The 26,741-nt window shown below is 42.5% G+C and carries 31 protein-coding genes; 27 read left to right on the plus strand and 4 right to left on the minus strand.

Annotated elements, in window-relative coordinates; genetic code table 11:
* The first annotated feature begins 1 nt into the window (after window position 1).
* The 10 genes from ABK01_RS02715 to ABK01_RS02760 all read left to right on the plus strand — a co-directional run bounded on the left by ABK01_RS02715 (window position 2) and on the right by ABK01_RS02760 (window position 5,106).
* Entirely contained in the window at window positions 2–934 is a 933-nt protein-coding gene (locus tag ABK01_RS02715) for an ABC transporter permease (protein WP_044013714.1), read from the plus strand.
* Between the two features lie 446 nt (window positions 935–1,380).
* Complete coding sequence (locus tag ABK01_RS02720; protein WP_212565966.1) at window positions 1,381–1,875, plus strand: hypothetical protein; 495 nt, start codon at window positions 1,381–1,383, stop codon at window positions 1,873–1,875.
* Between the two features lie 129 nt (window positions 1,876–2,004).
* Window positions 2,005–2,226, plus strand: a complete 222-nt coding sequence (locus tag ABK01_RS02725; protein ID WP_212565967.1) for a hypothetical protein — start codon at window positions 2,005–2,007, stop codon at window positions 2,224–2,226.
* A complete protein-coding gene (locus ABK01_RS02730; RefSeq protein ID WP_162662476.1) occupies window positions 2,226–2,627 on the plus strand; it encodes a type II toxin-antitoxin system tRNA(fMet)-specific endonuclease VapC in 402 nt (133 codons plus the stop codon). Before ABK01_RS02725 ends, ABK01_RS02730 begins: the two co-directional genes overlap by 1 nt.
* Window positions 2,628–2,784: 157 nt before the next feature.
* Window positions 2,785–3,063, plus strand: a complete 279-nt coding sequence (locus ABK01_RS02735) for a hypothetical protein (protein WP_253676169.1) — start codon at window positions 2,785–2,787, stop codon at window positions 3,061–3,063.
* A 192-nt stretch (window positions 3,064–3,255) separates the two neighbouring features.
* Entirely contained in the window at window positions 3,256–3,516 is a 261-nt protein-coding gene (locus tag ABK01_RS02740) for a type II toxin-antitoxin system Phd/YefM family antitoxin (protein WP_253676170.1), read from the plus strand.
* 10 nt (window positions 3,517–3,526) lie between these two features.
* Window positions 3,527–3,820, plus strand: a complete 294-nt coding sequence (locus ABK01_RS02745) for a type II toxin-antitoxin system RelE/ParE family toxin (protein ID WP_253676171.1) — start codon at window positions 3,527–3,529, stop codon at window positions 3,818–3,820.
* Window positions 3,821–4,057: 237 nt separating this feature from the next.
* Complete coding sequence (locus tag ABK01_RS02750; RefSeq protein WP_253676172.1) at window positions 4,058–4,321, plus strand: type II toxin-antitoxin system Phd/YefM family antitoxin; 264 nt, start codon at window positions 4,058–4,060, stop codon at window positions 4,319–4,321.
* 3 nt (window positions 4,322–4,324) lie between these two features.
* Complete coding sequence (locus tag ABK01_RS02755) at window positions 4,325–4,633, plus strand: type II toxin-antitoxin system RelE/ParE family toxin (RefSeq protein ID WP_371922019.1); 309 nt, start codon at window positions 4,325–4,327, stop codon at window positions 4,631–4,633.
* A gap of 32 nt (window positions 4,634–4,665) precedes the next feature.
* Window positions 4,666–5,106 carry a DUF5680 domain-containing protein gene (locus tag ABK01_RS02760; protein WP_253676174.1) on the plus strand — a complete coding sequence of 147 codons (441 nt, stop codon included), beginning with the start codon at window positions 4,666–4,668 and terminating at the stop codon, window positions 5,104–5,106.
* 275 nt (window positions 5,107–5,381) lie between these two features.
* Here ABK01_RS02760 and ABK01_RS11785 read toward each other — a convergent pair whose 3' ends face one another.
* Entirely contained in the window at window positions 5,382–5,663 is a 282-nt protein-coding gene (locus ABK01_RS11785) for a hypothetical protein (RefSeq protein WP_371922020.1), read from the minus strand.
* A gap of 507 nt (window positions 5,664–6,170) precedes the next feature.
* Between ABK01_RS11785 and ABK01_RS02770 the strand changes: the two genes are divergently transcribed.
* The 9 genes from ABK01_RS02770 to ABK01_RS02810 all read left to right on the plus strand — a co-directional run bounded on the left by ABK01_RS02770 (window position 6,171) and on the right by ABK01_RS02810 (window position 14,140).
* Window positions 6,171–6,368 carry a type II toxin-antitoxin system VapB family antitoxin gene (locus ABK01_RS02770; RefSeq protein ID WP_212565971.1) on the plus strand — a complete coding sequence of 66 codons (198 nt, stop codon included), beginning with the start codon at window positions 6,171–6,173 and terminating at the stop codon, window positions 6,366–6,368.
* Window positions 6,365–6,799, plus strand: a complete 435-nt coding sequence (locus tag ABK01_RS02775; protein WP_212565972.1) for a type II toxin-antitoxin system VapC family toxin — start codon at window positions 6,365–6,367, stop codon at window positions 6,797–6,799. Before ABK01_RS02770 ends, ABK01_RS02775 begins: the two co-directional genes overlap by 4 nt.
* A gap of 298 nt (window positions 6,800–7,097) precedes the next feature.
* The gene (locus ABK01_RS02780; protein ID WP_016522667.1) at window positions 7,098–7,532 is read left to right on the plus strand and encodes a YkvA family protein; all 435 of its coding nucleotides are present in this window, start codon (window positions 7,098–7,100) and stop codon (window positions 7,530–7,532) included.
* A gap of 4 nt (window positions 7,533–7,536) precedes the next feature.
* On the plus strand, window positions 7,537–7,869 hold the full coding sequence (locus ABK01_RS02785; RefSeq protein WP_253676175.1) for a hypothetical protein: 333 nt from the start codon (window positions 7,537–7,539) through the stop codon (window positions 7,867–7,869).
* Window positions 7,866–8,018, plus strand: coding sequence for a hypothetical protein (locus tag ABK01_RS02790; protein WP_253676176.1), 153 nt, complete (start codon window positions 7,866–7,868; stop codon window positions 8,016–8,018). Before ABK01_RS02785 ends, ABK01_RS02790 begins: the two co-directional genes overlap by 4 nt.
* Window positions 8,019–8,150: 132 nt before the next feature.
* Window positions 8,151–8,597, plus strand: a complete 447-nt coding sequence (locus tag ABK01_RS02795; protein WP_212565975.1) for a hypothetical protein — start codon at window positions 8,151–8,153, stop codon at window positions 8,595–8,597.
* Between the two features lie 500 nt (window positions 8,598–9,097).
* Window positions 9,098–10,447 (plus strand): acetate kinase, encoded by a 1,350-nt coding sequence (locus ABK01_RS02800; protein ID WP_253676177.1) that lies wholly within the window; start codon window positions 9,098–9,100, stop codon window positions 10,445–10,447.
* Between the two features lie 520 nt (window positions 10,448–10,967).
* Window positions 10,968–13,082 (plus strand): InlB B-repeat-containing protein, encoded by a 2,115-nt coding sequence (locus ABK01_RS02805; protein ID WP_253676178.1) that lies wholly within the window; start codon window positions 10,968–10,970, stop codon window positions 13,080–13,082.
* 176 nt (window positions 13,083–13,258) lie between these two features.
* Window positions 13,259–14,140 carry an Rpn family recombination-promoting nuclease/putative transposase gene (locus ABK01_RS02810; RefSeq protein ID WP_253676179.1) on the plus strand — a complete coding sequence of 294 codons (882 nt, stop codon included), beginning with the start codon at window positions 13,259–13,261 and terminating at the stop codon, window positions 14,138–14,140.
* A 317-nt stretch (window positions 14,141–14,457) separates the two neighbouring features.
* On the opposite strand, the gene ABK01_RS11690 is transcribed toward ABK01_RS02810, so the two are convergent.
* Window positions 14,458–14,580 (minus strand): hypothetical protein, encoded by a 123-nt coding sequence (locus ABK01_RS11690; protein WP_256481854.1) that lies wholly within the window; start codon window positions 14,578–14,580, stop codon window positions 14,458–14,460.
* A 78-nt stretch (window positions 14,581–14,658) separates the two neighbouring features.
* On the opposite strand from ABK01_RS11690, the gene ABK01_RS02815 reads away from it, so the two are divergent.
* The 8 genes from ABK01_RS02815 (at window position 14,659) to fusA (ending at window position 23,583) form a co-directional block, all read left to right on the plus strand.
* The gene (locus ABK01_RS02815; RefSeq protein WP_253676180.1) at window positions 14,659–14,886 is read left to right on the plus strand and encodes a hypothetical protein; all 228 of its coding nucleotides are present in this window, start codon (window positions 14,659–14,661) and stop codon (window positions 14,884–14,886) included.
* 390 nt (window positions 14,887–15,276) lie between these two features.
* Window positions 15,277–15,522, plus strand: a complete 246-nt coding sequence (locus tag ABK01_RS02820) for a type II toxin-antitoxin system Phd/YefM family antitoxin (protein WP_253676181.1) — start codon at window positions 15,277–15,279, stop codon at window positions 15,520–15,522.
* Window positions 15,522–15,782 carry a Txe/YoeB family addiction module toxin gene (locus ABK01_RS02825; RefSeq protein ID WP_253676182.1) on the plus strand — a complete coding sequence of 87 codons (261 nt, stop codon included), beginning with the start codon at window positions 15,522–15,524 and terminating at the stop codon, window positions 15,780–15,782. Before ABK01_RS02820 ends, ABK01_RS02825 begins: the two co-directional genes overlap by 1 nt.
* Before the next feature lie 224 nt (window positions 15,783–16,006).
* Window positions 16,007–16,558 carry a GNAT family N-acetyltransferase gene (locus tag ABK01_RS02830; RefSeq protein WP_206182202.1) on the plus strand — a complete coding sequence of 184 codons (552 nt, stop codon included), beginning with the start codon at window positions 16,007–16,009 and terminating at the stop codon, window positions 16,556–16,558.
* 57 nt (window positions 16,559–16,615) lie between these two features.
* Window positions 16,616–17,890, plus strand: a complete 1,275-nt coding sequence (gene serS / locus ABK01_RS02835) for a serine--tRNA ligase (RefSeq protein ID WP_253676579.1) — start codon at window positions 16,616–16,618, stop codon at window positions 17,888–17,890.
* 62 nt (window positions 17,891–17,952) lie between these two features.
* A complete protein-coding gene (gene secG, locus ABK01_RS02840) occupies window positions 17,953–18,351 on the plus strand; it encodes a preprotein translocase subunit SecG (RefSeq protein ID WP_253676183.1) in 399 nt (132 codons plus the stop codon).
* A 172-nt stretch (window positions 18,352–18,523) separates the two neighbouring features.
* The gene (locus ABK01_RS02845; protein WP_212565984.1) at window positions 18,524–21,502 is read left to right on the plus strand and encodes a ligand-binding sensor domain-containing protein; all 2,979 of its coding nucleotides are present in this window, start codon (window positions 18,524–18,526) and stop codon (window positions 21,500–21,502) included.
* A 17-nt stretch (window positions 21,503–21,519) separates the two neighbouring features.
* Window positions 21,520–23,583: an elongation factor G gene (gene fusA / locus ABK01_RS02850; protein WP_253676184.1), complete on the plus strand. Its 2,064-nt coding sequence runs from the start codon at window positions 21,520–21,522 to the stop codon at window positions 23,581–23,583.
* A 16-nt stretch (window positions 23,584–23,599) separates the two neighbouring features.
* Here the strand turns inward: fusA and ABK01_RS02855 are convergent, their stop codons facing one another.
* Together ABK01_RS02855 and ABK01_RS02860 are read right to left on the minus strand one after the other, a co-directional pair.
* Entirely contained in the window at window positions 23,600–24,679 is a 1,080-nt protein-coding gene (locus tag ABK01_RS02855; RefSeq protein ID WP_253676185.1) for a 6-phosphofructokinase, read from the minus strand.
* A gap of 306 nt (window positions 24,680–24,985) precedes the next feature.
* The gene (locus ABK01_RS02860; RefSeq protein WP_253676186.1) at window positions 24,986–26,728 is read right to left on the minus strand and encodes an ABC transporter permease subunit; all 1,743 of its coding nucleotides are present in this window, start codon (window positions 26,726–26,728) and stop codon (window positions 24,986–24,988) included.
* Between the last annotated feature and the right edge of the window lie 13 nt (window positions 26,729–26,741).

Genomic DNA, 26,741 nt, shown 5'->3' on the forward strand with positions numbered 1-26,741 from the left:
TATGTGGCATATTTTAACCTTAATTTTTCCCTATGTAATTGCATATACGATTCCCCTTTTGATTACCTCCCTCGGAGGATTATACAGCGAACGGAGCGGTGTTACGAACCTCGGTCTTGAAGGACTTATGCTGATCGGCAGTTTTTCCGCAGCGGTTGTAATTAATTTATTGCAGCACTCCGTTCCGGCAGGGATTGTTATTCCAATCGGATTGCTCGCAGCGGCTATAGCCGGTATCCTTTTTTCGTTGCTACACGCTTTTGCATCGATTACACTAAAAGCGGATCAGGTTATCAGCGGTACCGCTATCAATATGCTTGCCGCCGCATTGACGATTTATATTGCCCGTACCGTAACGGGATCAGGCAACGTACGTGTTGCAAGCATTATCCGACAGGACATCCCCGGTCTTTCAAAAATTCCCGTATTGGGACCGCTTTTCTTTTCGCAGGCATACTGGAGTACGTGGCTGGTATTGGCGATACTGATTTTATCGTGGATACTGCTGTATAAGACCTCATTCGGATTACGGCTGCGTGCCTGCGGCGAGCATCCGTCCGCCGTTGCGAGCGCCGGTATCAATGTACACCGGATGCGGTACTTCGCGGTATGTGCGAGCGGTGCGCTTTCCGCATTGGGCGGCGCCATTATCCTCGTAACCTATTCGGGAGAATTTAACGGCAGCGTAGACGGCCTCGGATTCTTGGCTATCGCCGCTTTGATCTTCGGTCAATGGAAACCGTTCGGCATCCTCGGTGCAACCTTCTTCTTCGGGTTTGCTCGTACCGTTGCGAACGTTTCTCAAGTTATCCCCGCTTTAAGCGGCATACCGCCGGTGTGGCTCAAGATATTCCCCTATCTCGTTACGCTGATAGCCCTCGTGCTGTTCAGTAAAAACTCCGCCGCTCCCAAAGCAAACGGAGAACCGTATTAAAAAATTATCCCTTTACACCCCGGCGCTCTACGTCGGGGGTGTTGATTGATATAGATTTACAAAGGAATTCAAAATATTACATCTTTTTTCACTTATTGATAACCTCATTTTCTGCCTCTTGCTCGGTTATGGTTTACACCTACATCCTCAACCGCGATGCTCTCGAGGTGCAGATTTCCATAGATAGGCAGTAATTTTTCTTTAACCTGTTTAGTGAAGATAGGCCTAATCCGGCTGTTGATGATGTGTTCCGGTGGATACTATGGAAGAAAGATTAATTGCTTATCTTGTAGCAGTTTAGATTGCAAACGGGTAGTTTTTATGGTATTATGAGGAAAGGTCGAAAAGATGTTAGGTTGATGGCGCAGTGCGCCACTTGCTGTTAGTAAGATAAATCTTCCGACAGATTTTCTCCAAAAAAGGAAATAAAATCATAGGAGGATTTTATGAGAAAACTATTTTTATATCTTGCAATTTTAGCAAGTATTTTTTTTACAAGTTGTGCTACTAGATTAGGAACATTCACTGTTATATCGACCAAAAACATCGAGTGGAGTAGAGCAAATGAATATCAAAGAAATAGCAATAGAGTTCTTGGCGAAGATGTTTGCCATATAGTTGTATTCGTTCCAACAAAAGGGAATATAACTATTGAAGATGCAGTCGATAATGCTTTAGGAAAAGTGCCTGGAGCTGTTGCTTTGGTTGATGCAGTTTTGCGTTCACAGTCCTTTTATATTCCATATGTCTATGGGAAACAAGCATTTATAGTCGAGGGAAGTGCTTTAATTGATCCTAAGTTGGTCGCAAATGATGATAGTAATGAAACAATATACTATCATGGGTATTATGATAAAAACAAGGAGTTTAAGCTATCAAAAATTGAAAAAACTCAGTTTGATAGTATTCAAAAAGATATAGCCCAAAAAGCTTTAGATTAATATTTAGCCAAGTTAATCTTGGCTGAATATTTTGTACGGCGGGGCAATCCCGCCTTTTTTATAATATACTTGTAAACATACTTGATTTTTGCGATAAAATGTTATACCTTTATACTAAGAGGTGCGAAAATGCCGCAATTATCATTGTATGTTACGCAAGAGCAGTTTCTCAAAATTGAAAACGAAGCTCATGCAGAAAAAATGTCGCTTTCAAAATGGGTTGTAAGCAAAATTATGGAAAGGATAGAACCGCATTATCCGGAGGGCTGGGCTGATTTGTTCGGTTCTGTTTCAGATTCGTCATTTACCAGACCGGATCAACCAAAACTTGGAATGCGAGAGGCTTTTTAATGTATTTTGTAGACTCAAACACTTGCATTTACTTTATGAATGGAAAGTATCCGTCTGTTCGAGAAAAATTCTTGTCAGTTTCACCAAAAGAGATAAAAATTTCTTCAGTAGTAAAAGGAGAGCTTTTGCTGGGTGCATTTAAAAGCAAGACAAGAGAAAAGACTACAGAGAAAGTGGAAAAATTTTTAAAGCCGTTTGAAATTGTGGATTTTACAGACAAAATGTCTTACGACTATGCAGAAATCCGAAAAGATTTGGAGCATGCAGGTACACTGATAGGTGCAAATGATTTGCTTATTGCCGCCGCCGCACTGCATGAAAAAGCGACTCTTATTACTCACAATACGAATGAATTTTCAAGAGTAACCGATTTGAAAATTGAAGATTGGGTAGAAGAATGAAAACCTAACACCGTTTTCAAAGCCGACAACGCAGGCAAGCTGCGTTGCGGTTTAAAACGCAAGTTAGGTTGACCTGCCTAAAGGCAGGCAGGTGCGGAACCAGCCTATAACATTTATTTCGACCAAAAATAACTTTATAAAATCATAGGAGGATTTTATGAAAAAAATTATTTTGGTTGTGACAACATTTATAATTGTTGTTGGAATAGCTTTTGCGGCATCTTGTTATAAATATCATTATGTGCTTAGTGCTCGTTGTACCCAATGCTACCAGTATCAAACTATAGAAGTTGATAGAAATGATGACAAGCATGCCGTGGGGTATGCAAAAGATAATTTCTCAAATCATTCTGCAGATTGTAGCGTCAAAGGCAATGGTTCGGTATCGGCAAGTATTACTTCAAAAAGCAAAAATGAGTATGAAAAATGTAACTAATTATGTTATAAAAGTAATATACTTTTGCTTTTCCACCTGTTTTTTATAAAAGCAGGTGGTTTTCGATAACTTTATTGAAAAACGATTGTAAAATAAAATTTATAGGGTGTTCTATGCAATGAAGAATGTTTTTCATTTCTTATAGACAAAACACCTAGATATGCGGCATAATAATCCCACAAGGAGGTACAAATGCCGAGAATAGTTCCGATAAGGGATTTAAAAAATACTACATCAATTTCTCAAATATGCCATGAGGATAAAGAGCCTATTTTTGTTACAAAAAATGGTTACGGCGACATGGTCATTATGAGTATGGAAACCTATGAAAAAAATCTTTTTCTTTCTAATGTATACGGGAAACTTGAAGAAGCAAAACAAGACATGGAAAGCGGCAGATATTCTTCTGTCGAGGATGCTGTTTCCCGTATAAGGGAAAAACATGACTTATGATGTCCGAATTATGGAAAAAGCAGAAGAAGATTTGTCGGAAATAATAACATATATTTCCAACATACTCTGTAATCCTAAAGCTGCTGACAGTTTGCTTGAAGAGTTTTTAGAAGCAAAAACAAATATTGAAAATAATCCGTATATGTATCCTTTAAGTAATGATTTAGTACTACAAACAGAAGGATATCACAGATTTCTTTTTAAGAAAAATTATATTGCGTTGTATCTGATTAATGATGACAAAAAAGAAGTTTCAATAATGCGTATTTTTTATGCAAAAAGGGATTATGATAATTTAATATAAATAAGACCTAACACCCGCTTCAACACTGACATTTGTTTTGTCACGAAAGTTGCTTGGATGGTCGCCTCTGGCTCCCTTTTTATGCAACTTTCGCGCCAACTTTGCCTTACGCTTCGCGTCGGCAAAGCCGCAAATGCAGGTTAAGCTGATGTTAGAACGACATATTGCTGACATTTTTCTACAAATTCCTAGATATTATGATAAAATTATGATATTATCTTGATAATGGAGATTCGTATGATGCACATTAGACCTGTTTCAGATCTGAGTAATAAATTTTCAGAAATAGAAAATATAGTTTCAGCAAACAGAAGTCCTGTATTCCTTACAAAAAATGGTTATGGCTCTATGGTTGTGATGAGTCTTGATTTGTACGAAAGCCTTACACATACTATTGAAAGCCAACTTAATGAAGCGGATACTCAAGCGGCATCAACAAATGCTCGTCTTTCGCATGAAGAAGTTTTTTCTCATATCCGTTCCCAAATCAAAATAAGCTGATTGATGGGCAAATATACTTTATGCTACCTTCCTCTAGCCAAGCAGGATTTGAGCGAAATTGTGAATTATATTCAGAATAATTTGGAAAATCCGATTGCAGCAGAAAATACTCTTTCAAAAATTGAAGCAGCTATTCTTGAACGGCTTGAATCTCCTGAATCTTTTGCCGTATGGCAATCAAAAAAACAACGCCCATATCCGTATAGAAAGATTAATGTAGGCAATTATACGGTTTGGTATGTGGTAATTGATCATATAATGGAAGTGAGACGAATTTTATATTCACGGAGAGATGAAGAGACTTTGATTTAAAAATAGCGACTTTACACCGATTGAGGAATAAAATGGACAAGAAACTAATTGAGTTTTTAATAAAAGCTAAACAGAAAACGTATGCAGGAAAAGGATCTGAAACGGTTTCTTCAAGAGAAAAATCACATGACTTAGTATATCGTGAAAATAATTTTATGTATTATGATAGCTATCTTGGCGGGGAAAAATTTGCCGGCGAAGAAGCTCTTTGGATTGCAGATAATCCGTATTGGAGCATGAATTATATTGGACGTGTGACTGGAGAAAATTTTAATGTAGATTTTTTGAAGGAAGCATTATTGAATGTTCCTTTTGAAAAACCGTTTAGAGGTCCGGAAAAATATGAAGACGGTAGTTATGAATATAAATGTTCTATAAATGGGAATTTTGATTGGTTTCAAGGGAAAGAAATAATAAGTTTCTGCGGAAAAGAAGTTTATGAATGTTATTTTCATGGCGGGTTGATAAAGTAGAAGCGTTCTAACACCCGCTTCAACGCTGACATTTGTTTTGTCACGAAACTTGCTTGGGCGGTCGCCTCTGGCTCCCTTTTTATGCAACTTTCGCGCCAACTTTGCCGCCGCTTTGCGCGACGGCAAAGGCACAAATGCAGGTTAAGCAGATTTCAAAACTTGTTCAGAGAATCAAAGAGTTATAAGTCCTTCGGACGGTCATAGAGATGTCTTTATTCACGAGTAGTAAAAAATATGAAATATAAATTGCAAGAGGTATTGCCCCAAAAAGGATTTTATGCTATCCGCTGATACGAGCGTTCTTTATACTGCTTTTCTAATATATTGATTGTTTTGACAATCGTTTCCGGTTTCTTATTGGGTATCTTAACTATCAGTTCTTTCCTTGTTACCCGTTCGGTAAGGACTTGCAGACAAGCTTTGCCTTTACCTACCACTTGCATCCATTTCCCAGTGCAAATGCTCACTGAAAAGGTCAGCCTCTGCGCTTTTATTTCTCCTATAGCCGCATCTGGAGAGAACTTATCGTCTGCAATACGCTTCTCTAAATGCTTCAACAGTGCCTGATCGCCTTTAATCTTTAAGTCACGTCCCTTCCATAGTTTCTTGCGCTCAGCATATTCTTGTCCTGTTTTTGCAGAATAAAAGACTTTTTCAAGATAATCGGGTACCTGAGGGTTGCGGCTGAGGTATGCATTTTCAATACGTTTGCGGACGGTGCCTTTTTTTATTTCCCGCTCGATAGTTCTTCTATCCCGCTGTAAGGTCTCTAGCTATTTGTTTTGGCTTGAACTCTTCTTTTAATAAGAGTTCAATACTGTAGCGCTCTCTTTCGCTCAAGTATGTCCGCGTTCTTCTTTTTGTACTACTATCAAGACGGTTCATCTGTTCCTCCTATTATCTTGTTTCACAAACTCATTATAATGGTTTTTCGGTTCAGGTGAACCGTTTTTTTTCTCCTTTTTTGGGCATTTTATTTTACAACTTACCGTAAAAGATACTATACTGTATTTTCCTTGCGATTACACACTATTATGTGTATAATATATGTGTGGAGGTTTAGTATGGCTACGAATCTTGCAATAAGCGAAACACTTCTCGAAACGGCCTATAAGATAGGCGGTTACCATTCAAAGAAAGAAACAGTGAATACAGCCTTAAAGGAGTTTATCCAAAGGCGGCAATCGGAAGAACTGATACAAATGTTTGGCCAGATAGAATATGATTCAGACTATGATTACAAAAAAATGAGAAGCAGATGAATTTTATACTTGTAGATACATCGGTGTGGTCATTGATTCTCAGAAAAAGAGAGCTTTGTCAAAAAGACAAAAATCTTGAATTGTATTTGATCAATCTGATACGAAATGGATGTGTGATAATGCTTGGCCCGATACGTCAAGAAATTTTAAGCGGCATTTCTGATTTAAATACCTTTATAGTTCTGAGGCAGAGGCTTGAAACATTTTCAGACTTTGAAATAACAACAAAGGATTATGAGACAGCTGCTGAATATTTTAATCTTTGCCGGAAACATGGGTTACAAGGTTCTCATATTGATTATTTAATTTGTAGCGTAGCAGTGAATAATAACTTTTCTATACTTTCTTTAGATAAGGATTTTTGGAATTATAAAAAATATATTGATATAGATATTATTAATGAAAATAAATGGGATATAGAAACGTTCTAACACCCGCTTCAACACTGACAAAAGCCTTTGTCATGTAAATTGCTTGTGTCGCTGCGCCGCTAAAGCGGCTACGCTTCTTTTATGCAATTTCCACGCCAAACCCTATACGGGCACGGCAATGCAGGTTCAACGGGCGGTGGAACATCCGCCCGTCGTCAAGCGCACAGTGCCGTCCAACACGCAAATTAAGCTGACGGCGAAGCTCAAAAGCCTTACGGCCTTCTCGCTTCTTGCAGCTTATCCGCCGCCCGTTATGCTCACACGCCTGAATGCGTTGCAGTAATATATGGAGGAATTTGTGTCTGAAAAATTTGATGAAAAGAAAAAAGTTAAAGCAAGTGAAAAATTTGAAGGCTTCAAATCATATCAATATACAGATAATGATTTTGAAAAAGTATTTAAAAATGAAGAAAAGATTAAAGAAAAAGTAAAAAAAGGAAATTTTGGAGAATATGCTGATTATATACCACTTTTCTTTGAAATGTTGAAAGATGTTTTTTCTGGAAAATATAAAGAAGTTCCTGTAGGTGCTATTGCTGCAATAATATGTACACTTTTGTATATTTTATCCCCAATTGATTTAATTTTAGATATTATCCCTGTAATTGGATGGCTTGATGATATTTTTATTTTAGGACTATGTATTCCATTTGTAAAAGGTGATTTGGATAAGTATAAAACATGGAAACAGAATTCGAAAATATTAGACGAAGAATATGCCGAGGAAAAATAGAAATATGGAAATGATCGGAAATAATACTTACCAACTTCCTACTATTCAAGTTTTACCTGATACTGAAGAACGCAAGAATCGAAAAGAAATAGGTTCTGCAAATATGCTTATTAATCAAATTCCCAATATGATTACAGCAGAGCAGTTATCAAAATCTTACAAAGTTATTTTTCCTAAAGGCGTTACAGGGACATTAATGGAAATTAAAAATGGAGCAAATGCTGGCTTAAATACAACTAGTATAATTGACGGCTCTAGTAGAATTGTTGGACAAGAGGGATTGCAATCATTATCAAATTTAGTATCTCCGTTAGCAGTTTTTTCAGTGGTTCAATGATTACCGGTCAATATTTTATGGCTCAAATCAATCAATCGATAAAAGCTCTTACGGAAAATATCGAAGAAGTCCAGCATCAGATTGATACAACACAAGAAGCTTTGATTTTTTCTTCAACAATATTTCTGCAAGAAATAAAAAATGATTAGACTATAATTTTAGAATCAGAGACTTATAAAAATTCTATTATTTCAAATATAATTACAACAATAAACAATCTAACTTCACAAATCTATTATTTTGAAAATAGATTAAATTCAAAAATAAATGAATTAAAAATATTGTTAGAAAGAAATAAAATAGCAGATGGTTCACTTAGAAATGAATTGGGAAGAAATAAAGATTTCTTGAAACTTGCATATGAAACTCGAAGTTGTTTAAAATTGATTGTTCTTTTCTTGTCTTCAAGTATTACAGAAAAAAATGCTGAAGATATAAAGTCTGTATTAAATACAGATGATGATGTTCTCTTTTTAAACACAGTAAAACAGTTAGACTACAAAATTGATATTATAATTCATCAATTAAAAAATGCTTCAAATATAAAAATGCAACAACAAGTAATTGAAATAAAATCAATAATTACAGGTATTAGAGAAATAACTCGGGACAGGTATAATAATTCTATAAAAGCTAATATTGAAAGTACAATCGAAAATATAAGAGAGTTAGATTCTAATGGAAAGATATTTTATATTGAACGTGACAAATTATATATTGAAGAATAGCATAACACCCCTCTTCAATACTGACATTTGTTTTGTCACGAAAGTTGCTTGCTGTGTCTATACGGCACCGCAACTTTTTCGCCAACTTTGCCTTACGCTTCGCGACAGCAAAGGCGCAAATGCAGCTTATCCGCCGCCCGTTATGTGACCAGCCTATCAGCAAGCAGTAATAGATCTATTCAGAATGCTATACCAAAGACGCGATCATGTAGATGATTTAAAAAACTCTATTTTTGCAAGAAAATGAATTATACATCTAAGGAAGTGCTGATTAAAGCGAGGAGCGCATTTACGGCTTATATGCATTCTGTTTGCAAAATTCACTCCATACGAACACTGGAGGAAAGCTCCCGCATCTGAAATATTCCAAGCGGCAGGCTTCCTTTTTGACATTTCCCCGATTTCGCTATATACTGAACACTCATAGATGATAGGAGCTCTTTAAAGAGAGAAAGTCTATCGGTATTCTACATTTATTATCAATAAATAGGAGTTTTTTCATGGTTATTTTGACATTGAACTGCGGTAGTTCTTCGGTAAAGTATCAGGTGTATGATTGGGACAACAAAACCGTCCTTGCATCGGGTGTTGTAGAGCGGGTAACCCAGCCCGGCAGCGTTATTACCCACGAGGCAAAGGGCAAAGACAAGTATGTGCTGGAAAGTCCTTGTCCCACCCACACACACGCAGTTGAGCTTATCATTAAGACCCTGACGGATTCGTCCGTGGGGGTTATCACCGATATGAGCGTTATTAAGGCTGTCGGGCACCGCGTAACTCACGGCGGGGACAAGTTCATCAAATCGGTGATCGTAACTCCCGAAATTCTCAACACATTCCGCGAAGTGCAGGATTTAGGCCCGCTGCACAATCCCGCCAATATTATGGGTATCGAAGCTGCTCAGAAAGTACTGCCGAATGTGCCGCACTGCGCAATTATCGACACGGCATGGCACCAGACTATGCCCAAAACCAGTTTTATGTACGCCATCCCCCACGAATGGTACGAAAAATATTCCGCCCGCCGTTACGGCTTCCACGGCACCAGCTTCCTCTACACGGCAAAGCGCGCCGCCGTCATCCTCGGTAAAAAGCCGGAAGATACCAATATCGTTATCGCTCATATCGGGAACGGCGCTTCGATGTGCTGCGTTAAGCAGGGCAAGTGCTTTGATACCTCGATGGGACTGACCCCCTTGGAGGGCTTGGTCATGGGTACCCGCTCCGGCGACTGTGACCCGGCGCTTCCCTTCTATATTATGAGAAAAACCGGTATGACACCGGCGGAAATGGACACTGCATTGAACAAGAAATCGGGTTTGCTCGGCGTTACCGGACAATATGTCGATCGCCGCGATGTTTCAAAAGCGATGGAAGAAGGCGATAAGCGGGCACGGCTCGCCTTTAATATGGAAGTCTACCGCTTGCAGAAATACTTCGGCGCCTATATCGCTGCACTTGGGCAAAAACCTGATGCGATCGTCTTTACCGCCGGTGTCGGAGAATTCGGTTTTGATACCCGGCTCGCCGTCTGCGAAGGCTTAACTCATCTCGGTATCAAGATTGATCCCAAAAAGAATGCGCTTGCCCGCACCCGCAACGCGGAAACCTGCATCAGCGCTGATGACTCGCCGGTAAAGATATTCGTTATCCCCACCGACGAAGAACTCGTTATGACGGAAGATGCGTATGCATTGATGAAGGGTACCTACGACGTGCATACCAAGTTCACCTATTCATTCCAGTCACCCGACTATGTCAACAAGGCACGCGCGGAAGGCTTAAAAAAAGACCTTGAAAAGAAACCGGAACTTGCAAACATCGTCGTAAAGATTCCGGGCGCACGGTAAAAAATCAACACCCCCCGACGCAGAGCGTTCTTTAAAATGCAACAGTTTCCAAAGTATAAACTTTGGAAACTGTTGCATTACGCCGTTTCGTAACTTTAGTGAGAAACGGCATACAATCTGTGACGTTTGCCGAACAACAAACTCTTCGGTTAACGAGGCAGCCACGGACGGCATCATTAAAAAATGTACATCCGTGTACATTTTTTAATTTCGAGTTTGTTCCACAAACTCGATTCTGCGGAGAAACACTGACATCCTGTCAGCAGCGATATTTTGGCTTTGCTAAAATTCGCCATCAGGCAGCGTTCTCCCCTCACTCCCCTTGTCTGTAACCATGGTTCTTTTTAAGCAACCAGAGTTCTTTTTTCATTAAAATTGCTTTATTAAGAAGATTTTTTCTATTATAATTGTTAATTAATAATGGGTAATTTGTAATTGGTAATTGATTTGGCGACAAGCCAATAATTACGCATTAAAACTACACATCACCAATTACCCATTAAAAAGACAGGAGGTTTATATGACAAAATTGAGAACCGGCAAAAAGGCGCACACCTTTAGAGGAGCCGCGGCGCTCATCATAGCTGCATTTTTTACGCTTGCAGCGATGGCTTTTACCGCTTGTAAACAGCCGACGGTGCAAACGGTAACGACCAAATACAAGGTAACCTTTAACGTAGACGGGGGGGGGGGGGGGGGTACCCTTACCGCAAAGATAGGTGAAACGGAAATAAAGAGCGGTAACGAAGTAGAAGCGAATAAAACCGTAACCTTTACCGCAACACCTAACGACGGATTCAAGGTAAAGGGCTGGACGCTCGATGGAAAAGCCGTAAACGGTACCGACAATTCCTATCAGCTTAAAATTGAGAAAGCGGTAACCGTAACGGTACGTTTTGAAAAACTCCCTCCCGGCAAAGCCTCGTATACAGTAAAACACTATCAGGAAAAAATAGACGGCGGCTATCCTGCAGAACCGACGGAAACCGAAAACTTAAACGGTACGGTCGGAACAAACGCCGCATACACGCCGAAAACCGGCGGAGCTTACGAAGGCTTTACCTACAAGTCTGCGCTTACCAAAGTAAACAACACCGTACAGACAGAAGGTACGATAAATGCTGACAGCAGCACCGTCGTAGAACTCTATTACGAGCGCAATACGGTGAACGTAACCTTTAAACTTGCAGGCGGCAATGTCAGCGGCAATACGGCCGATATCATAAAAACAGGCAAATACGGAACAGCCTTAACAGCCCCCGCTCCCGAACGAGAGGGTTACGCTTTTAAAGGATGGTCTCCCGCTCCGCCTTCCCCTTTAGCATTCCCCGCCATAAATACGGAATACACGGCACAGTGGAAGATAAACAAATACCCCATAACTTTCAGCGTAGAAGGCGAAAACGGTACGCTTAAAGCAACGGTCGGCGGCAGCGAAATCACTTCGGGCAACACCGTCGAGCACGGCAAAACCGTAACATTCACCGCAACGCCAGCCGCAGGCTATAGGATAAAAGAGTGGAAGCTCGGCGAAGAGGTCATCGCCGAAGCAGGCACAAACACGGAATACACGCTTACTGTAACAAAGCCTGCCGCCGTCACCGTAAGCTTTGAGCCAAAAAAAGCCCTCCTCACCCTTGAGGCAGGCAAAAACACCGTAAAAGTAAAGGCAAAGACAGCTGACGGCAAGCCCATAACTGTGAAAGGCTGCAACGAGACGGAGCTTTTAAGCGATGCGGAAACCACACTGACCGTAACAGCCACAGACAACAAGCTTGCCCTCATAGGAGACATCATCGAGCTTAACTGTAGCGGTGATAACAATGTAGGCGGTAACAGACCGCTTGCCGAGCTTGACGTGTCAGGCTTAACTGCCTTACAAAAGCTTAACTGCCAGTTCAATAAGATTACCGCCCTTAACGTGCAAGGCTTAACTGAATTGCAAGAGCTTTACTGCAGAACCAATCAGATACCTGAACTTAACGTGCACGGCTTAACTAAATTGCAAAAGCTGAACTGCATAGGCAATGAGCTTACCGCCCTTGACGTGCAGGGCTGCACCCCTTTACAAAAGCTTATCTGCAATGACAATCAGCTTACCGCCCTTGACGTGCAAGGCTTAAATGCTTTGCAAGTGCTTAACTGCCGAAGCAATAAGCTCACCAGCCTTAACGCGCAGGGCTTAACCGCATTGCAAGAGCTCATTTGCAAAGACAATCAGCTCAAGACTCTTAACGTGTCAGACTGCACTGCCTTGCAAGAGCTTAACTGCCAAACCAATAAGCTCACCAGCCTTAACGTGCAAGGCTTAACCGCATTGCAAGAGCTGGAGTGTGGGGACAATCAGCTTGCCGAGCTTAACGTGCAAGGTTGCACCTCTTTGAAAAGCCTGCTATGCTTCAGAAATAAGCTTAATGTCGATGCCTTCACAAAGCTCTTTAACGATTTGCCGACTCGTGAGATAAGCGACCGTGCATGGGCTATAGTTTATATGAAAGGAACAAACGTTACCGAAGGCAACTGCACAGACTTCACCACTCCCGAAACCCTTAAAAAAGCCTTTGAGGACGCAAAAAACGTAAAGCACTGGAAGATGCAAAAAGCGAATAACTTAGGAATCCCGAGCGACATTTAAGAGAATGGGGAATTGATTTAATGGGTAATGGGTAATTGGTAATTGATAATTGTGGATTATGGGGTCAGAGGGGAAGAGTTTTCTTTTTATCAAAAAAAAGAAAAAGCTTCCCCTATTCGATCTCTTTGAACATCCGAGTAAGTTATGCTATACTGCAATAAGTGAGGGAAACTGCTATGAGTACGGCAAACAGAAAGTATAAAGATTCAGTATTCGTTGACCTATTCAGTGAAGATGAAAAGGCTAAAGAAAACTTTTTATCTCTTTACAATGCCTTGCATCATACTAATTTACCGCTTTCCTGTCCTGTAGAAAATATAAGGCTTGATAATATAATGTACATGAACATTGTTAATGATGTTTCCTGCCTTGTAGACGATAAGATTATTGTATTGGCAGAACATCAATCGACAATAAACGAGAATATGCCCTTACGCTTTTTGCAATACATCGCAAGACTGTATGAAAAACTGCAAAAACCAACCGACAGGTATTTAAGAACACTATCAAAAATACCGACACCTGAGTTCTATGTATTTTACAATGGCATAGAAGATTATCCGGAAACGATAACGCTCAAACTATCCGATGCTTTTATTACAAAACCTGAACAGGTACCACTGGAGCTGACAGTACGGGTACTGAATATAAATAAAGATAAAGGTGGCGAAATACTCAAGACGTGTAAAACGCTCGACGAATACAGCCTGTTTGTAGAAGAAGTGAGAATCCAAACACAACTCGACCCTGAAAACGGCTTTACTAATGCAGTAAAGATATGTATAGAAAAAGGGATCCTAAAAGAATATTTACAAAGAAAAGCACGGGAGGTAATCAACATGTTAATAGCCGAATATGACTATGATACGGATATAGCAGTGCAGCGGGAAGAAGCAGGCAAAATAGCCTTTGCTCAAGGAATATCTCAAGGAATATCCCAAGGTTCCCGCCAAAAAGCGCTCGAAACAGCAAAACTGATGAAGCTTGAAGCTTTTGATATTGGTATGATTACAAAAATGACCGGACTCTCGCAAGAAGAGGTAGCAGCGATTAACTAATTGGGTCGTATATATGCGTTTCGCTAAGGAGTTAGGCAAAAAAGTACCGCATGCACGTTAAAAAATATACATCCGTGTATATTTTTTAACTGCGAGTTTAGCCTTACGTCTAAACTCGTTGCTGACTTACACCACGGACATCCGTGTCCGTTCTGATACGTTGAGGATGTTCAGTAGCAGCATCCATGACAGTCCTGAACCGCCTTTTGCAAATAGGCGGAGCAGATGCTAGGAACTTAGCCGAAATAAAGCGGAGACACAGCCCAAAATATACGTCCATGTATATTTTGGGACTTCGAGTTTGCAATGCAAACTCGCTACTGCATAGAACCACCGCCGTCCATGGCGGTATTGATACGTCGAGCATTTTCAGCAGCGGCACGGATGCCGCTCGTATTATGCAGAAGCGATGTTTCGGCACAGCTGAAACTCGCTGCCAAAAGTGTACACGGATGTACGCTTTTGGCAATGTGACAACGCAGATGCCCGCATATTTGCAAAAGAGGAGGTAATCAATATTGTTAATAGCCGAATATGATTATGAAACCGATATAGCCGTACAGCGTGCCGAAGAACGAGAAATCGCCTTTGCTGAAGGCATTGAACGAGGCATTGAGCGAGGTTTTTCAGAAGGCTCATACCAAACAAAGCGTGAAACGGCCGTAGCATTTAAGCGCCTTGGAATCGACATTGCTAAAATAGCCGAAGGAACAGGTCTTTCTGTTGAAGAAATCGAAAAGCTTTAGAAGTGCGCAGTAATCAACTGGTGATAGGTAAACAATGGATAATGTGTAATCCCCCAATTACCAATTACAAATTGCAAAATTATTTCCATCCCCTTCGCCCCATCCTATCTTCTTTAGACAACGAGCTTAATCATCTATTTAAGAAAAAGCAAACTGTACTTTTGTATTTTAATATTGTTTTTAAATCAACACCCCCGACGCAAGCGTCGGGGCACAGTGCTCAATGTTTCGCACTGTGTGTTCTATAAGGTGGTTGCAGTCGGCTTTAATACCCTTTGTTACGACGCAAGTGTCGGGGTATTAAACCCTCGCACGAATAAAAATTGATTTTGCATGAAATATATGTTATGTTAAATACGAAAGTCACTATTTTTCCATAGGAGGCATATTATGACTGCGGTAAAGAGTATAGATATCCGTAATAATTTTAATACCTTTTGTGACAAAGTTTTTGGTGGCGAAACACTTATTATCTCTCGTCCAAAAAATGAAAATGTTGTAATGATTTCCGAGAATGAATATAATCTCCTCCAAAAAGCAAAACGAAATGCAGAATATCTAAGTATGCTTGATCGTTCAATAGAAGAAGCAAAATCTGGAAATATAATTGTCAAATCGTTAGAGGATTTTGATTAATGAATATTGTTTGGACTCAAACAGCATGGTCACAATATGTAGAATGGCAATCGAAAGATAAGGTTATTGTAAAAAAAATAAATGAATTGATAAAAAGTATATCAAGAGATGGAATATTATTAGGTTTGGGTAAACCTGAACCTCTTAAATATATAAAAGCCTGTAGTAGAAGAATCAATGATGAGAATAGACTCGTTTATAATGTTGATTCAAACGGAAATTTAGTAATTTTTGCTTGTACGGGACATTACGAGGATTAATTATTTTAAATAAATCTCTTTAATTTAATATTAACGGATATAAATTATCGCAAATAAACTTAAGGAAAACCTCTGAAAACTGATTCGCAATCCGCGTTAGCGGATACGATAAACCATTTCCTTACAGAACAAGCCGATAGGCTTGCCGTTTTTAGAGGTTCCCAGATGTTTGATGAAACAGAAAATTCATTTATACCAAAATACATTTTCAAAAGGAGACCTTTATGTACATAAAAAAACTGATAGGCACTCAATGCTACCTTTCGCCGCTTAACCTTGAAGATGCCGAACAGTATGCCGTTTGGCTGAACGATGTGGAAGTTACCGAAAATCTGCAATTAATTTCGTCGATTATTCCCGTCGACGGCGAAAGAGAGCTTCTAAAAAAACTTGCTCAAGATCACAATTACGGCATCATCGACAAAAAGACTAATGAGCTGCTCGGTAATGTCGGCTTTATCGACATCAATCACCTTCATCGGACGGCGGAAATCGGTATTTTCATTGGCAATAAGAGCTATTGGGGTAAGGGATACGGGCGAGAAGCGCTGTCGCTGCTACTGGATTACGCTTTTAAAAAACTCAACTTGCATAATATTCTGTTACGAGTGTATGACTTTAACCGGCGTGCCGTCGCCTGCTACGAAAAAGTCGGCTTTAAAAAAATAGGAGAAATCCGCGACGGCTTAATCAGAAATATGGAATATCACAATATCATCCTGATGGATATTCTACCCGCAGACTTTTACGACGTAAATCCTCAATATAAAATATAAAATTGAAAAATAAGAAAACGCTTGCATAAAGTGCCGGAACTTCATAAAATAACCATTATGCTTGACTATCGATTTATCAAAAATAATTTGGAAGCGGTTAAACAGAATATTATTAACCGTGCTATGCATGCCGATGCGGAGGCTGCCGTCCGCCTCTTTGATGAACGGACTGAAATGGTAACTGCGCTGCAAGGGCTTCAGGCAAAACGGAATGAAAACTCCCTTGCGATGAAAAAAGCAAAGGATGCCACAGAACGCAATGCGCTCATCGAAACGGGCAAGGCGATTAAAGCCGAAATTGCCGCTGCCGAAGCAGCTTTAAAAGAAAAAGAAGCGGCGCTTGAGGCAGCGATGATGCAGATTCCGAACATGGCGCATCCCGATGCTCCCGTCGGTAAGGAAGATACGGAAAACTGCGAGGTAAAGCAGGTCGGCACCGTTCCTCAGTTCGATTTTGAACCGAAAGATCACGTGCAGCTGGCGGAAGAACTTGACTTAATCGATTTTGATGCTGCAACAAAGGTTTCCGGTGTAAAATTCTACTATCTTAAAAACGAAGCAGTGTTTTTGGAACAGGCGTTGGTGCTATACGGGCTGAACATACTTCGTAAACACGGGTTTACACCGTTTATTACCCCTGACGTTGCGAAAGAAGAAATCCTCCGCGGTATCGGTTTTAACCCGCGCGGAAGCGAATCAAATGTCTATACTATAGAAGACGAAGGCACCTGCCTTGTTGCCACAGCGGAAATTACGCTCGGCGGCTACCACGCAGACGAAATCCTTGAAAAAGCAAAACTTCCGTTGATGTATTGCGGTCTTTCGCATTGTTTCCGGCGTGAGGCGGGAGCAGCAGGTCAGTTCTCGAAGGGATTGTATCGTGTACATCAATTTACCAAGCTGGAGATGTTCGTATACTGCACCCCCGAAGAATCCGATGCCATCCACGAAAAACTTCGCCTTATCGAAGAGGAAATATTCACCGGTTTAGGAATTGCGTTCCGCGTTGTTGATACCTGTACCGGCGACCTCGGCGCTCCCGCCTACCGTAAATGGGACTTGGAAGCATGGATGCCCGGGCGCAACGGCGGAGAATGGGGTGAGGTTACCTCTACATCGAACTGTACCGACTATCAGGCACGCCGCCTTAATGTACGGTTTAAAGACGATGACGGGAAAAACAAATACGTGCACATGCTGAACGGTACGGCGATTGCTGTGTCCCGTGCGCTTGTTGCTATTATCGAAAACTATCAGCAGAAGGACGGCAGCATCAAAATACCTGAAGCATTGGTACCCTACTGCGGATTTGATGTCATCAAAAAGAAATAATGCTTGCATAACCCTGTAATTATTTATATAATGAAGGATAATTTACTAAATCTGGAGTATTTATGAGCGGAATAAGTATCGCATTATTGGTGTTTTTTATTATAGTTGCGTTTTTGATTGTCGGACTGGTGTTATTGCAGAATGAAGAAGGAGACAGCTTAGGCGGTCTTTTTTCAGGCGGATCGAATTCCGCTTTCGGCTCACGTTCCGGCAACATATTGACAAGAGCAACATATACACTGATAACGCTCTTTTTTGTTGTTACGTTCTTCCTTGCATGGTTAAACAAGAGTCCGGGAGATTCCGGTTTACAGCAGGATGCTCAAATACAGCAGGCAGAAACGGCAACAGAATGGTGGAAAGAGGCATCATCCGATGCTAATGGAACCGGCAATATGGAGAATACCGAAACGGCTCCTCAATCTTCCGAAGGAACAGCTGCCGAAAACACATCTCATTAAGCAATGTTCTCATATTTAATAACTGTTTAATAACTGTTTCTTGAAATATGTATTCCAATAAGTTGCAACGAGATGAATATAGTGCCATCTCATGTTAGGATTGTTCCTCTGTAAAAGGAGCGTGCGAGTAGGCGTGAAATATTTTATTACATTCGTTAGCATACTTTTTTTAATGGCCGGCTTAGTATTTTGTACGGACTTGGCGCCGCTTTCATTTTATACCGAACCGGCTTTATTCCCCTTTAATGCAGTTGTCGGTGTTGCAGAAGACAGTCAAGATTGTCTGTATTTTGCTACCCGTTCGGGACTCATTAAGTATAACGGAATTACTTGCGAAAAATACGAACACCTTCCCTTTGACAATACCACTATGCGCTCAAGTCAAATTCAAACCATTTATATGGATACTGATGATGTACTTTGGCTTGGTACATACAGCGGATTAGAGCGTTTCGATACCAAAAGCGGAATACTCAAACATTTTCCTGTCAGCGATGATGTCATTACAGCGATTTTTCGCGATTCAAAACGGCAGCTATGGGTAGGGACAATCAACGGATTATACTTTTGCCGCGATGGAAGTTGCAAAAACTTTATACCTTTTAATAACCATCAATATCATTCTTTTATCGGGAACAATACTATCCGATCCATCAGCGAAGACTCTCATGGTATCATCTATGCCTCAACATATAACGGAGTATGGCAATACAACGAATCGGAAGGAGCTTTTGAACCGTGTAGCTTGATACCCGAAGGGTGCCCCGGAAAAAGCGGTGTCGTGTATCACTTTATAGAAGATAGCGATGGTGTGTACTGGCTTTCCGTCTGGGGTATCGGGCTTGTCCGGATTACGCCCGGCGACAACAGCTATGAGGTATACTCGCTGCCGGATGCACGGATATATACGCTCTATAATAATTTTCTTACCGACGAATACATTGCAGTGGGGACATGGGGCGGCGGAATATACATCATCAACAAAAAAACAAAAGAAGTAACCCCATATAAAGCGAATCAAAACCCGGAGGGTTCTTTAACCAATAATGTCGTATATTCATTCTTTATAAATAAATATAACATGCTGTTTGTTGGAACGGCGGATGCACTCAATATAGCGGATTTAAACCGCCTTTCGGGTGATATTGCAGTACCGCTCCATGCCGAATCTTACGCAAGCAAAAAAAAATTATTGCATCTTGATGATAGTATTGCTTGTTTAACCGCCAGTAATAACTATCTCTGGGCAGCCTCCAATAATATTCTCGTTCGATATAGTTTTTATCAGTGGGAAGCGGAAGAGTTCCCGTTCATAGTAGGCAAAAATCAAGTGAACGGCGCACTCATTTATTCTATCAGTGCCACCAGCGATACGGAAGCATGGGTCGGTACCAACAAAGGTCTGTTTTTCTTTGATTCAACCACTGCTTCATTTACGCCTATTTCATTATATAATAACCGGATATCCGATGCTTCAAGTTTTTTGATACGGTCTATCTATCAAGATTCAGATAATACCCTCTGGATAGGCACGTATGGCGCAGGGCTTATCCATTTTTCTCCCGAAAACGGTATTCTAGCACAGTACCGTCATTCCGACGCCCCGCGTTCGTTAAGTAATGACATTATCTTTTTTATCAATCGAGACAGTCGCGGTACGTTGTGGATCGGTACAAACAAAGGTCTATGCCGGTACGTCCCCGAAACACAGGATTTTATTTCGTATTTATATGATGTAAATAAACCGACCGGTATTTCCGCCAACCGTGTCGATTCTTTTTGTGAAGATTCAAAGGGATATCTATGGTTCGGTACAAACGATGGCGGTATTTGCCGGTTTGACCCAAAAACAGAACTTTTCCGTACCTATACAAAGGATATCGGACTCTCCTCCAATCAGATTATCGGTATAACCGATGCAGATGACGACTTTTTATGGATAGCGGGACTCAAATATTTAAATTTATTCGATACAGCCCATCAAACAGCCCAAGCGTATAATATCACGAACATACACCAATACGGTTATTTTTCTTGCCCCCCCATCGCTTTAAAAAATAAGGGGATGTTTTTCTTCGGCACCAATAAAGGCATATTAAAAATCTCTCAAGCAAAACTCTATGCATCCCGTCTCCAATTTATACCTATTAAGATACGGGGACTTACGGTAGACGGACAGTCGGTTAATCTCTATACAAAAAAGCAGCCGTTCATATTTGATTACAAAACAAATGATATTAAAATTTCATTTGCTGCACCCTATTCTTCCCGACGCAAGAAACCGGTCTACGCCTATAAATTAGTCGGCTTTGATAAAGACTGGATTGTTGCATCCGATCGAAATTATGTACAATATACACATCTGCCCCCCGGATCGTATACGTTTTTAGTAAAAAATGCGGCAGAGGATCGGAGTGTCGTACAAGACAGAGTCTCGTTCACCATACGACAAAGTTTTCTCATCTCACCCGTTATGATTTGGTTCTATATAGTAATTATAGCCATTATTATCTTCTTGGCTTACAAGATTCATAAGCTATATTGGCTGCAGCGGTATGCAGACCTGCTTGAGGAAAAACAGCTGGTATTGATTCAAGACAACTTTACCCTTAAAGAGCTTTCCTTGCTCGACCACTTAACCGGCATTGGGAACCGCCGGTATATCGATATGATCGGCTTAAAGATATGGCAAATGGCGGTAGAGCATAATGTTTCGATAGCGGTTATGATGTTTGATATCGACTTGTTTAAAAATTATAACGACTGCTTCGGTCATCAGGCAGGCGATGAACTGTTGCGTTTAATCGGAACGGATTTAAAGAAGCGCATCCGGACGGAAACAGACTTAATCGGTCGATACGGTGGCGAAGAATTTTTGATTGTGTTGTATAACTTGCTTCCCGAAAAGGCAATGCATATTGCGGAAGGAATCCGAAAAACAGTGGAAACGATGCATGAGCGGCATGCCAAAGAAATGGTAGGACAAACAACTATCAGTATCGGAGTTTTTGCGGGGGAACCTACCGAAAAAGACACTTTTGAACAAATGATCCATAAAGCGGACTGTGCACTCTATCGTGCAAAACAGACGGGAAGAAATAAAGTTGTATTTTATGACACAACGATGGATCAAATAACCGACTGTCACTGATTAAAAAGGAGCAGCACGTGCTTAACACTATGCGAAATATCGGCATCATGGCGCATATCGATGCCGGAAAAACAACAACAACCGAACGTATTCTTTTTTATACCGGAAAAATTCACCGTATCGGAGAAATTGATGACGGAGCTGCGGCAATGGATTGGATGCAGCAAGAACAAGACCGGGGTATCACCATTCAGAGCGCTGCAACGACAACCTATTGGCGTGATCATCAAATCAACATTATCGACACGCCCGGGCACGTTGACTTTACCGCTGAGGTAGAGCGCTCGCTGCGTGTGCTCGACGGCGCGGTTGCCGTACTCTGTGCAGTAGGTTGGGTGCAACCGCAGACGGAAACAGTGTGGCGGCAGGCGGATCACTACAATGTACCGCGCATCTGTTTTGTGAACAAGATGGACAGAATCGGCGCCGATTTTTTTGCGGCGATGGAAGATGTTAAAGAGAAATTCGGCTGCACGGTAATGCCGCTTGAAATTCCTATCGGCAGTGCGGAAAGTTTTGAAGGTGTTATCGACCTGATTACAATGGAAGAAATCCGCTGGGATGCGGAAACGGAAGGGGAAAAATTTACCCGCAGCCCGCTTTCCGCCCAATACCGTGCGGAGGCGGAAAAATACCGCGAAAAAATGCTGGATGTTGTTTCCGCCTATTCCGATACGGTAACGGAGTTGATGCTTGAAGGAGAACCCATTCCGGCAGAACTTATCAAAAAAGAAATCCGTACCGCGGTACTTAAACGGCAGTATATTCCGTTTTTATGCGGAGCTTCGCGGCGCAATATCGGTATTCAGCCGCTCATCGACGCAATCGTAGACTATCTTCCTGCGCCCGATGAAGTTGCGCCTGCCGAGGGGATTCAGCTGAAAAAAGGAACGCCTGTTTCCGTTCCCTGCAAAAGCGATGGCGTGCCGCTCGGCTTGGTCTTTAAGATTCAGTATGACCGGGAAGCGGGCGCACTTTGCTATGTCCGTATGTATTCGGGAAAAATAAAGGCAGGCGATCAGGTATATAATGTCGGCAAAAAAAAGCGTGAGCGGATCGGCCGTATCCTGCGGATGCACTCCAATAAATCCGAACCGATGGACAGTGTGGAAGCGGGCGATATTGCCGTATTTGTTGGGCTCAAATTAGCACAAACGGGCGACACGCTCGGCAGCGAGGGGATGCCGATACTCCTTGAATCTATGCAGTTCCCCGAACCGGTTATCTCCGTAGCTATCGAGCCGAAAAGCCTTTCGGAAAGCGATAAACTCAAAGAAACGCTCGCGATTCTATCACGGGAGGATCCTACTTTTATAAGCCGTGAGGATGCGGAAACGGGACAGCTGATTATCTCCGGTATGGGGGAGCTACACTTGGACGTTCTTACAACCCGTATGCTGCAGGACTTTAAGGTGGAAGCCCGTATCGGTAAGCCGCAGGTAACCTATCGCGAGTCCATTACTCAAACGGCGGAACATACCGAGCGATTCAGCAAGGTACTTGCCGGTAAAGAACAGACAGCACAGCTTACGCTCCGTGTAGAACCGCTTGAACGAGGTTCGGGGAATAGCTTTAAGAACACGGTTAAGGTTTCCACGGGCGGCACTCCGCAGGCGCATTCCCTGCCTGAAGATATTATCGAGGCGGTGGAGCACGCGATTCGCGGCGCCTTTAATTCGGGGATTCAATACGGCTATCCGTGCGTAGACATCGGCGTAACCCTCATCGATGCCGAATACGACGAGCTGACTGCGACAACCTTTGCGTTTGAAGCCGCCGCTGCGATGGGTTTTGATGAGGCGTGCCGAAAAGCCGCCCCCGAACTGCTTGAGCCGGTAATGAATGTCGATATTCTCTGTCCTAAGGAATTTGTTGGAGATGCGATGAGCCAGATGACGCAGCGCGGCGGCATAGTACTCGGTATGGATTCAAAGCCGAATATCGATGTTGTTCATGCACAAGCGCCGATGGCAAAACTCTTCGGCTTTTCCACCGATTTACGCTCCGTTACACAGGGTCGCGCCTCTTTTACAATGAGCTTTAGCCACTTTGAAATTAAAAAAGGCGGTCTCGGCAACTGATTCCATTGCCGACTTATCAACCGGCAAAACAGGTGCCGACATCCCATGCGGCACGAATCATCGGGTGGTCTTCCGGTACTTTTTTAACCTTATCGGCGACCTTACTGAGCGGTACGGCAGTGATAACCCCCTGTTGCAGAGCTGTCATCACACCGTACTGTTCCATAGCGGCAAACTCAGCCGCAACGGCGCCAAAGCGTGTTGCCAATATGCGGTCATAGCCTGAAGGAGTACCACCTCTCTGCAAATAACCGAGCACCGTAACCCGCGCATCGGCGCCGGTAGCCGCTTCTATCTCCCCTGCAACCCGATATCCGATTGAACCGACCATAGATTTGCGCGATTCTTTTAACGCTTTTTTGTTCATATCCTTTTCGCTAAACGATATGGCGCCTTCGGCAACTGCAACAACTGAAAAATGTTTTCCTTTTTTACGGCGTTCCAGCAAGTGCTCGGCTATTGCTTCAATCCGGTAGGGGATTTCGGGGATGATAATAACATCACTACCCCCGGCAATACCCGCGTAGAGTGCAAGCCATCCCGCCTTATGCCCCATAATTTCTATCACCATAATTCGGTTATGACTTGCCGCTGTCGTATGCAGCCGATCGATCGCATCCGTTGCAATATCAAGCGCGGTGTGAAATCCGAAGCTCATATCATTATGCACAATATCATTGTCGATGGTTTTCGGAATACCGATGATGTTTAAGCCTTCGTTTACGAGCATATCGGCAGTAGTCTGCGACCCGTTGCCGCCGAGAACGGCAAGGCAGTCTAAATGTAAGTCTTTGTAATTTTTTTTAATACAATCCACCGCCCCGCTGCCGTCCGCATTACGCCAGCCGCGATCTTTAAACGGTTTTTCACGGGAAGCCCCCAAAATAGTCCCCCCGCGCGCAAGGATGCCGGAAAGATCTTGCTCCGTCAATATATGGTACTTATTTTCGATGAGGCCGCGGTATCCTTGCTCAATACCGACCACTTCCATTCCGTAACGGTTCATCGCTGTCCGAGCTAAAGCTCTGATAGCGGCGTTCAAGCCGGGAGCATCGCCCCCCGATGTTAAAATGCCGAGGCGTTTATGTGCAGTCATGTTAAAAGAATACCCTGCTTTTTACACTTACGCAAGCGAAAAAACACCGATAGTAATAGCCATAAAAAACAGCAGATATTAGAAAAAAGATGATGGTTTATCTTCCTTTCGCACGAAATTTTAGGAAAATTTCGTGCACTTTTATTTCAGAAAAAGGGAAATCGTACCAGACAAATAAAGCAAGAACGCAGAACAAGTGAGGCCGTGAGACCATTTGAACCGCGAAGAGGTTCAACTCTGGTCGAATGGCCTCACTTGTTCTGCGGGGAATATCAATATAAGCGTCTGGTACGATTACCCTGCGCTTTATTTCTTCTTCAAATACTTCACGCTGTCGAGGGCGACGGCGGCAATGATGATAAAGCCTTTAAACACGAACTGTAAGTTGGTGTCGATGCCGAGGAAGGTTAGGCAGTACGTCAAACCGGTAAAGATGATAACGCCGAGCACCGCGCCTTCCAGCTTGCCGATACCGCCATTAAACGAAATACCGCCGACTACGCAGGCGGCGATTGCGTCCAGCTCATACCCCTGTCCGGTACCTGCGCTCGCATTCGCTTTAAACGCCTCGAAGAAGGCGCCGAAGCCGTAGAAAATCCCCGCCATAATAAACACGCTCATCGTTACCTTGAATACGCTGATACCGCTCACGCTTGCGGCTTCGGCATTGCCGCCAACCGCGTACATATTCTTGCCGAGTACGGTTTTATTCCAGATAAACCACGCAATCGCAATAGCGATAACCGCAGGGATAATCAGTTTGGGGAAGGTTACCAATTCGCCGCCCACAACGCCAAGCTCCCACCGGCCGCCGAAAAAGTCCTTAATACCGGCATCGATGGAACCGACCGGCGTACCGCTCGTCCCGAAGAACAAAAGACCGTAGATAATCAGCTGCGTCGCGAGCGTCGAAATAAAGGGATGAATTTTCAGCCATGCCGAAAAGAAGCCCGCAAAGGCGCTGAATATCACACAGAAAATGATGGAAATTCCGAGAGAAAGCACTACCCGTATCGGCATCGCCAGCGCGGTAAAATCCCACGGCCCCATACCGAAGAACGTTACGATGTTCGTTCCCGGATGGAGAATTAAACCGGTAACAACCGCGCCCATCGCGACCATGCGCCCGACGCTCAAGTCCGTACCGGCCAGCAAAATAATTCCCGCAACGCCCAGCGCGTAGAACATACGCACCGAAGATTGTTCCAAAATCGTCAGGATATTTGCAAGGCTCAAGAGATTCCCGCTGCCCGACAGCGGCGCAACGATAATACACACCACAAAGAAGATTACAATCGCAATGTACAATCCGTTTGCCAAAAAGAACTGCGCGGGAGTAAACTTATAGGCGTAATCCTTTAAGCCGAGTTTAAAGTCCTCGGCAAAATCGGTTTTACTGTTGCGCAGATGGATATTTTTCTGTACCCGATCGACATACACCTGATGCTTTGCATTTTTGCACTTCCACAATGCCGTCTGATACTGATTTTTCGCATCGAAAAGCGCAGACTTAAACGCATTGTTCGCAGCGGTCAATTCCTGCTGCGCTTCCCGCCGTTCTTCTTCGGAGTTTTTCCCCGCAAAAGCGGCGGTAATCTCCTGCTTCTTTTTCTCCGCCGCCTCCGTAATGCTTTGCACCTTCTCCGCATATTCCTGCTTATACCGCGCCGCCTTTGCATTTTCATTCTTTTTTACTTCCTGCTCAAAAGCATCGGAAAGCGCATTCACCCGCTGTATCGCCTTATGCGTCAGCTCTTTTTCTTCATCCTTATACCGCGCCGCAACGATCTTAGCCTCTTCAATCTCTTTACGATAGGCTGCAATCCGGGTGTTTTTTTCCTCGGCGCTTATCAATTTATTTTTGCGTACGGCGGCAATTTCCTGCGTCAATGCGGAAACCTTGTTCACTCCGTTTTTGCGCAATGCGTCGAGCCGATCCGTATACTCGGCAAGAACGGCATCTTCCTCCAAGAGCTTTGCCGTATCCGCCTGCGCAATTTGCTCCTGCGTGAACGTGTACTGTGTGCTATGTTCAGGTGTATCTTTCATCCTATCCTCCGGT

Origin of the sequence: Treponema sp. OMZ 305 (assembly GCF_024181325.1) — a bacterium.
Taxonomy (GTDB): domain Bacteria; phylum Spirochaetota; class Spirochaetia; order Treponematales; family Treponemataceae; genus Treponema.

Bases quoted from the DNA above. Each gene is read 5' to 3' on its own strand.
- ABK01_RS02800 (WP_253676177.1), top strand. From the start codon at position 9,098: ATGGTTATTTTGACATTGAACTGCGGTAGTTCTTCGGTAAAGTATCAG.
- ABK01_RS02805 (WP_253676178.1), top strand. From the start codon at position 10,968: ATGACAAAATTGAGAACCGGCAAAAAGGCGCACACCTTTAGAGGAGCC.
- ABK01_RS02820 (WP_253676181.1), top strand. From the start codon at position 15,277: ATGACTGCGGTAAAGAGTATAGATATCCGTAATAATTTTAATACCTTT.
- ABK01_RS02855 (WP_253676185.1), bottom strand. From the start codon at position 24,679: ATGACTGCACATAAACGCCTCGGCATTTTAACATCGGGGGGCGATGCT.
- ABK01_RS02810 (WP_253676179.1), top strand. From the start codon at position 13,259: ATGAGTACGGCAAACAGAAAGTATAAAGATTCAGTATTCGTTGACCTA.
- secG (WP_253676183.1), top strand. From the start codon at position 17,953: ATGAGCGGAATAAGTATCGCATTATTGGTGTTTTTTATTATAGTTGCG.
- ABK01_RS02715 (WP_044013714.1), top strand. From the start codon at position 2: ATGTGGCATATTTTAACCTTAATTTTTCCCTATGTAATTGCATATACG.
- ABK01_RS02740 (WP_253676170.1), top strand. From the start codon at position 3,256: ATGCCGAGAATAGTTCCGATAAGGGATTTAAAAAATACTACATCAATT.
- ABK01_RS02785 (WP_253676175.1), top strand. From the start codon at position 7,537: ATGGAAATGATCGGAAATAATACTTACCAACTTCCTACTATTCAAGTT.
- ABK01_RS02775 (WP_212565972.1), top strand. From the start codon at position 6,365: ATGAATTTTATACTTGTAGATACATCGGTGTGGTCATTGATTCTCAGA.
- ABK01_RS02755 (WP_371922019.1), top strand. From the start codon at position 4,325: ATGGGCAAATATACTTTATGCTACCTTCCTCTAGCCAAGCAGGATTTG.
- ABK01_RS02745 (WP_253676171.1), top strand. From the start codon at position 3,527: ATGGAAAAAGCAGAAGAAGATTTGTCGGAAATAATAACATATATTTCC.
- ABK01_RS02735 (WP_253676169.1), top strand. From the start codon at position 2,785: ATGAAAAAAATTATTTTGGTTGTGACAACATTTATAATTGTTGTTGGA.
- ABK01_RS02720 (WP_212565966.1), top strand. From the start codon at position 1,381: ATGAGAAAACTATTTTTATATCTTGCAATTTTAGCAAGTATTTTTTTT.
- ABK01_RS02750 (WP_253676172.1), top strand. From the start codon at position 4,058: ATGATGCACATTAGACCTGTTTCAGATCTGAGTAATAAATTTTCAGAA.
- serS (WP_253676579.1), top strand. From the start codon at position 16,616: ATGCTTGACTATCGATTTATCAAAAATAATTTGGAAGCGGTTAAACAG.
- ABK01_RS02790 (WP_253676176.1), top strand. From the start codon at position 7,866: ATGATTACCGGTCAATATTTTATGGCTCAAATCAATCAATCGATAAAA.
- ABK01_RS02770 (WP_212565971.1), top strand. From the start codon at position 6,171: ATGGCTACGAATCTTGCAATAAGCGAAACACTTCTCGAAACGGCCTAT.
- ABK01_RS02830 (WP_206182202.1), top strand. From the start codon at position 16,007: ATGTACATAAAAAAACTGATAGGCACTCAATGCTACCTTTCGCCGCTT.
- ABK01_RS02860 (WP_253676186.1), bottom strand. From the start codon at position 26,728: ATGAAAGATACACCTGAACATAGCACACAGTACACGTTCACGCAGGAG.
- ABK01_RS02825 (WP_253676182.1), top strand. From the start codon at position 15,522: ATGAATATTGTTTGGACTCAAACAGCATGGTCACAATATGTAGAATGG.
- ABK01_RS02760 (WP_253676174.1), top strand. From the start codon at position 4,666: ATGGACAAGAAACTAATTGAGTTTTTAATAAAAGCTAAACAGAAAACG.
- ABK01_RS02725 (WP_212565967.1), top strand. From the start codon at position 2,005: ATGCCGCAATTATCATTGTATGTTACGCAAGAGCAGTTTCTCAAAATT.
- ABK01_RS02845 (WP_212565984.1), top strand. From the start codon at position 18,524: ATGGCCGGCTTAGTATTTTGTACGGACTTGGCGCCGCTTTCATTTTAT.
- ABK01_RS02730 (WP_162662476.1), top strand. From the start codon at position 2,226: ATGTATTTTGTAGACTCAAACACTTGCATTTACTTTATGAATGGAAAG.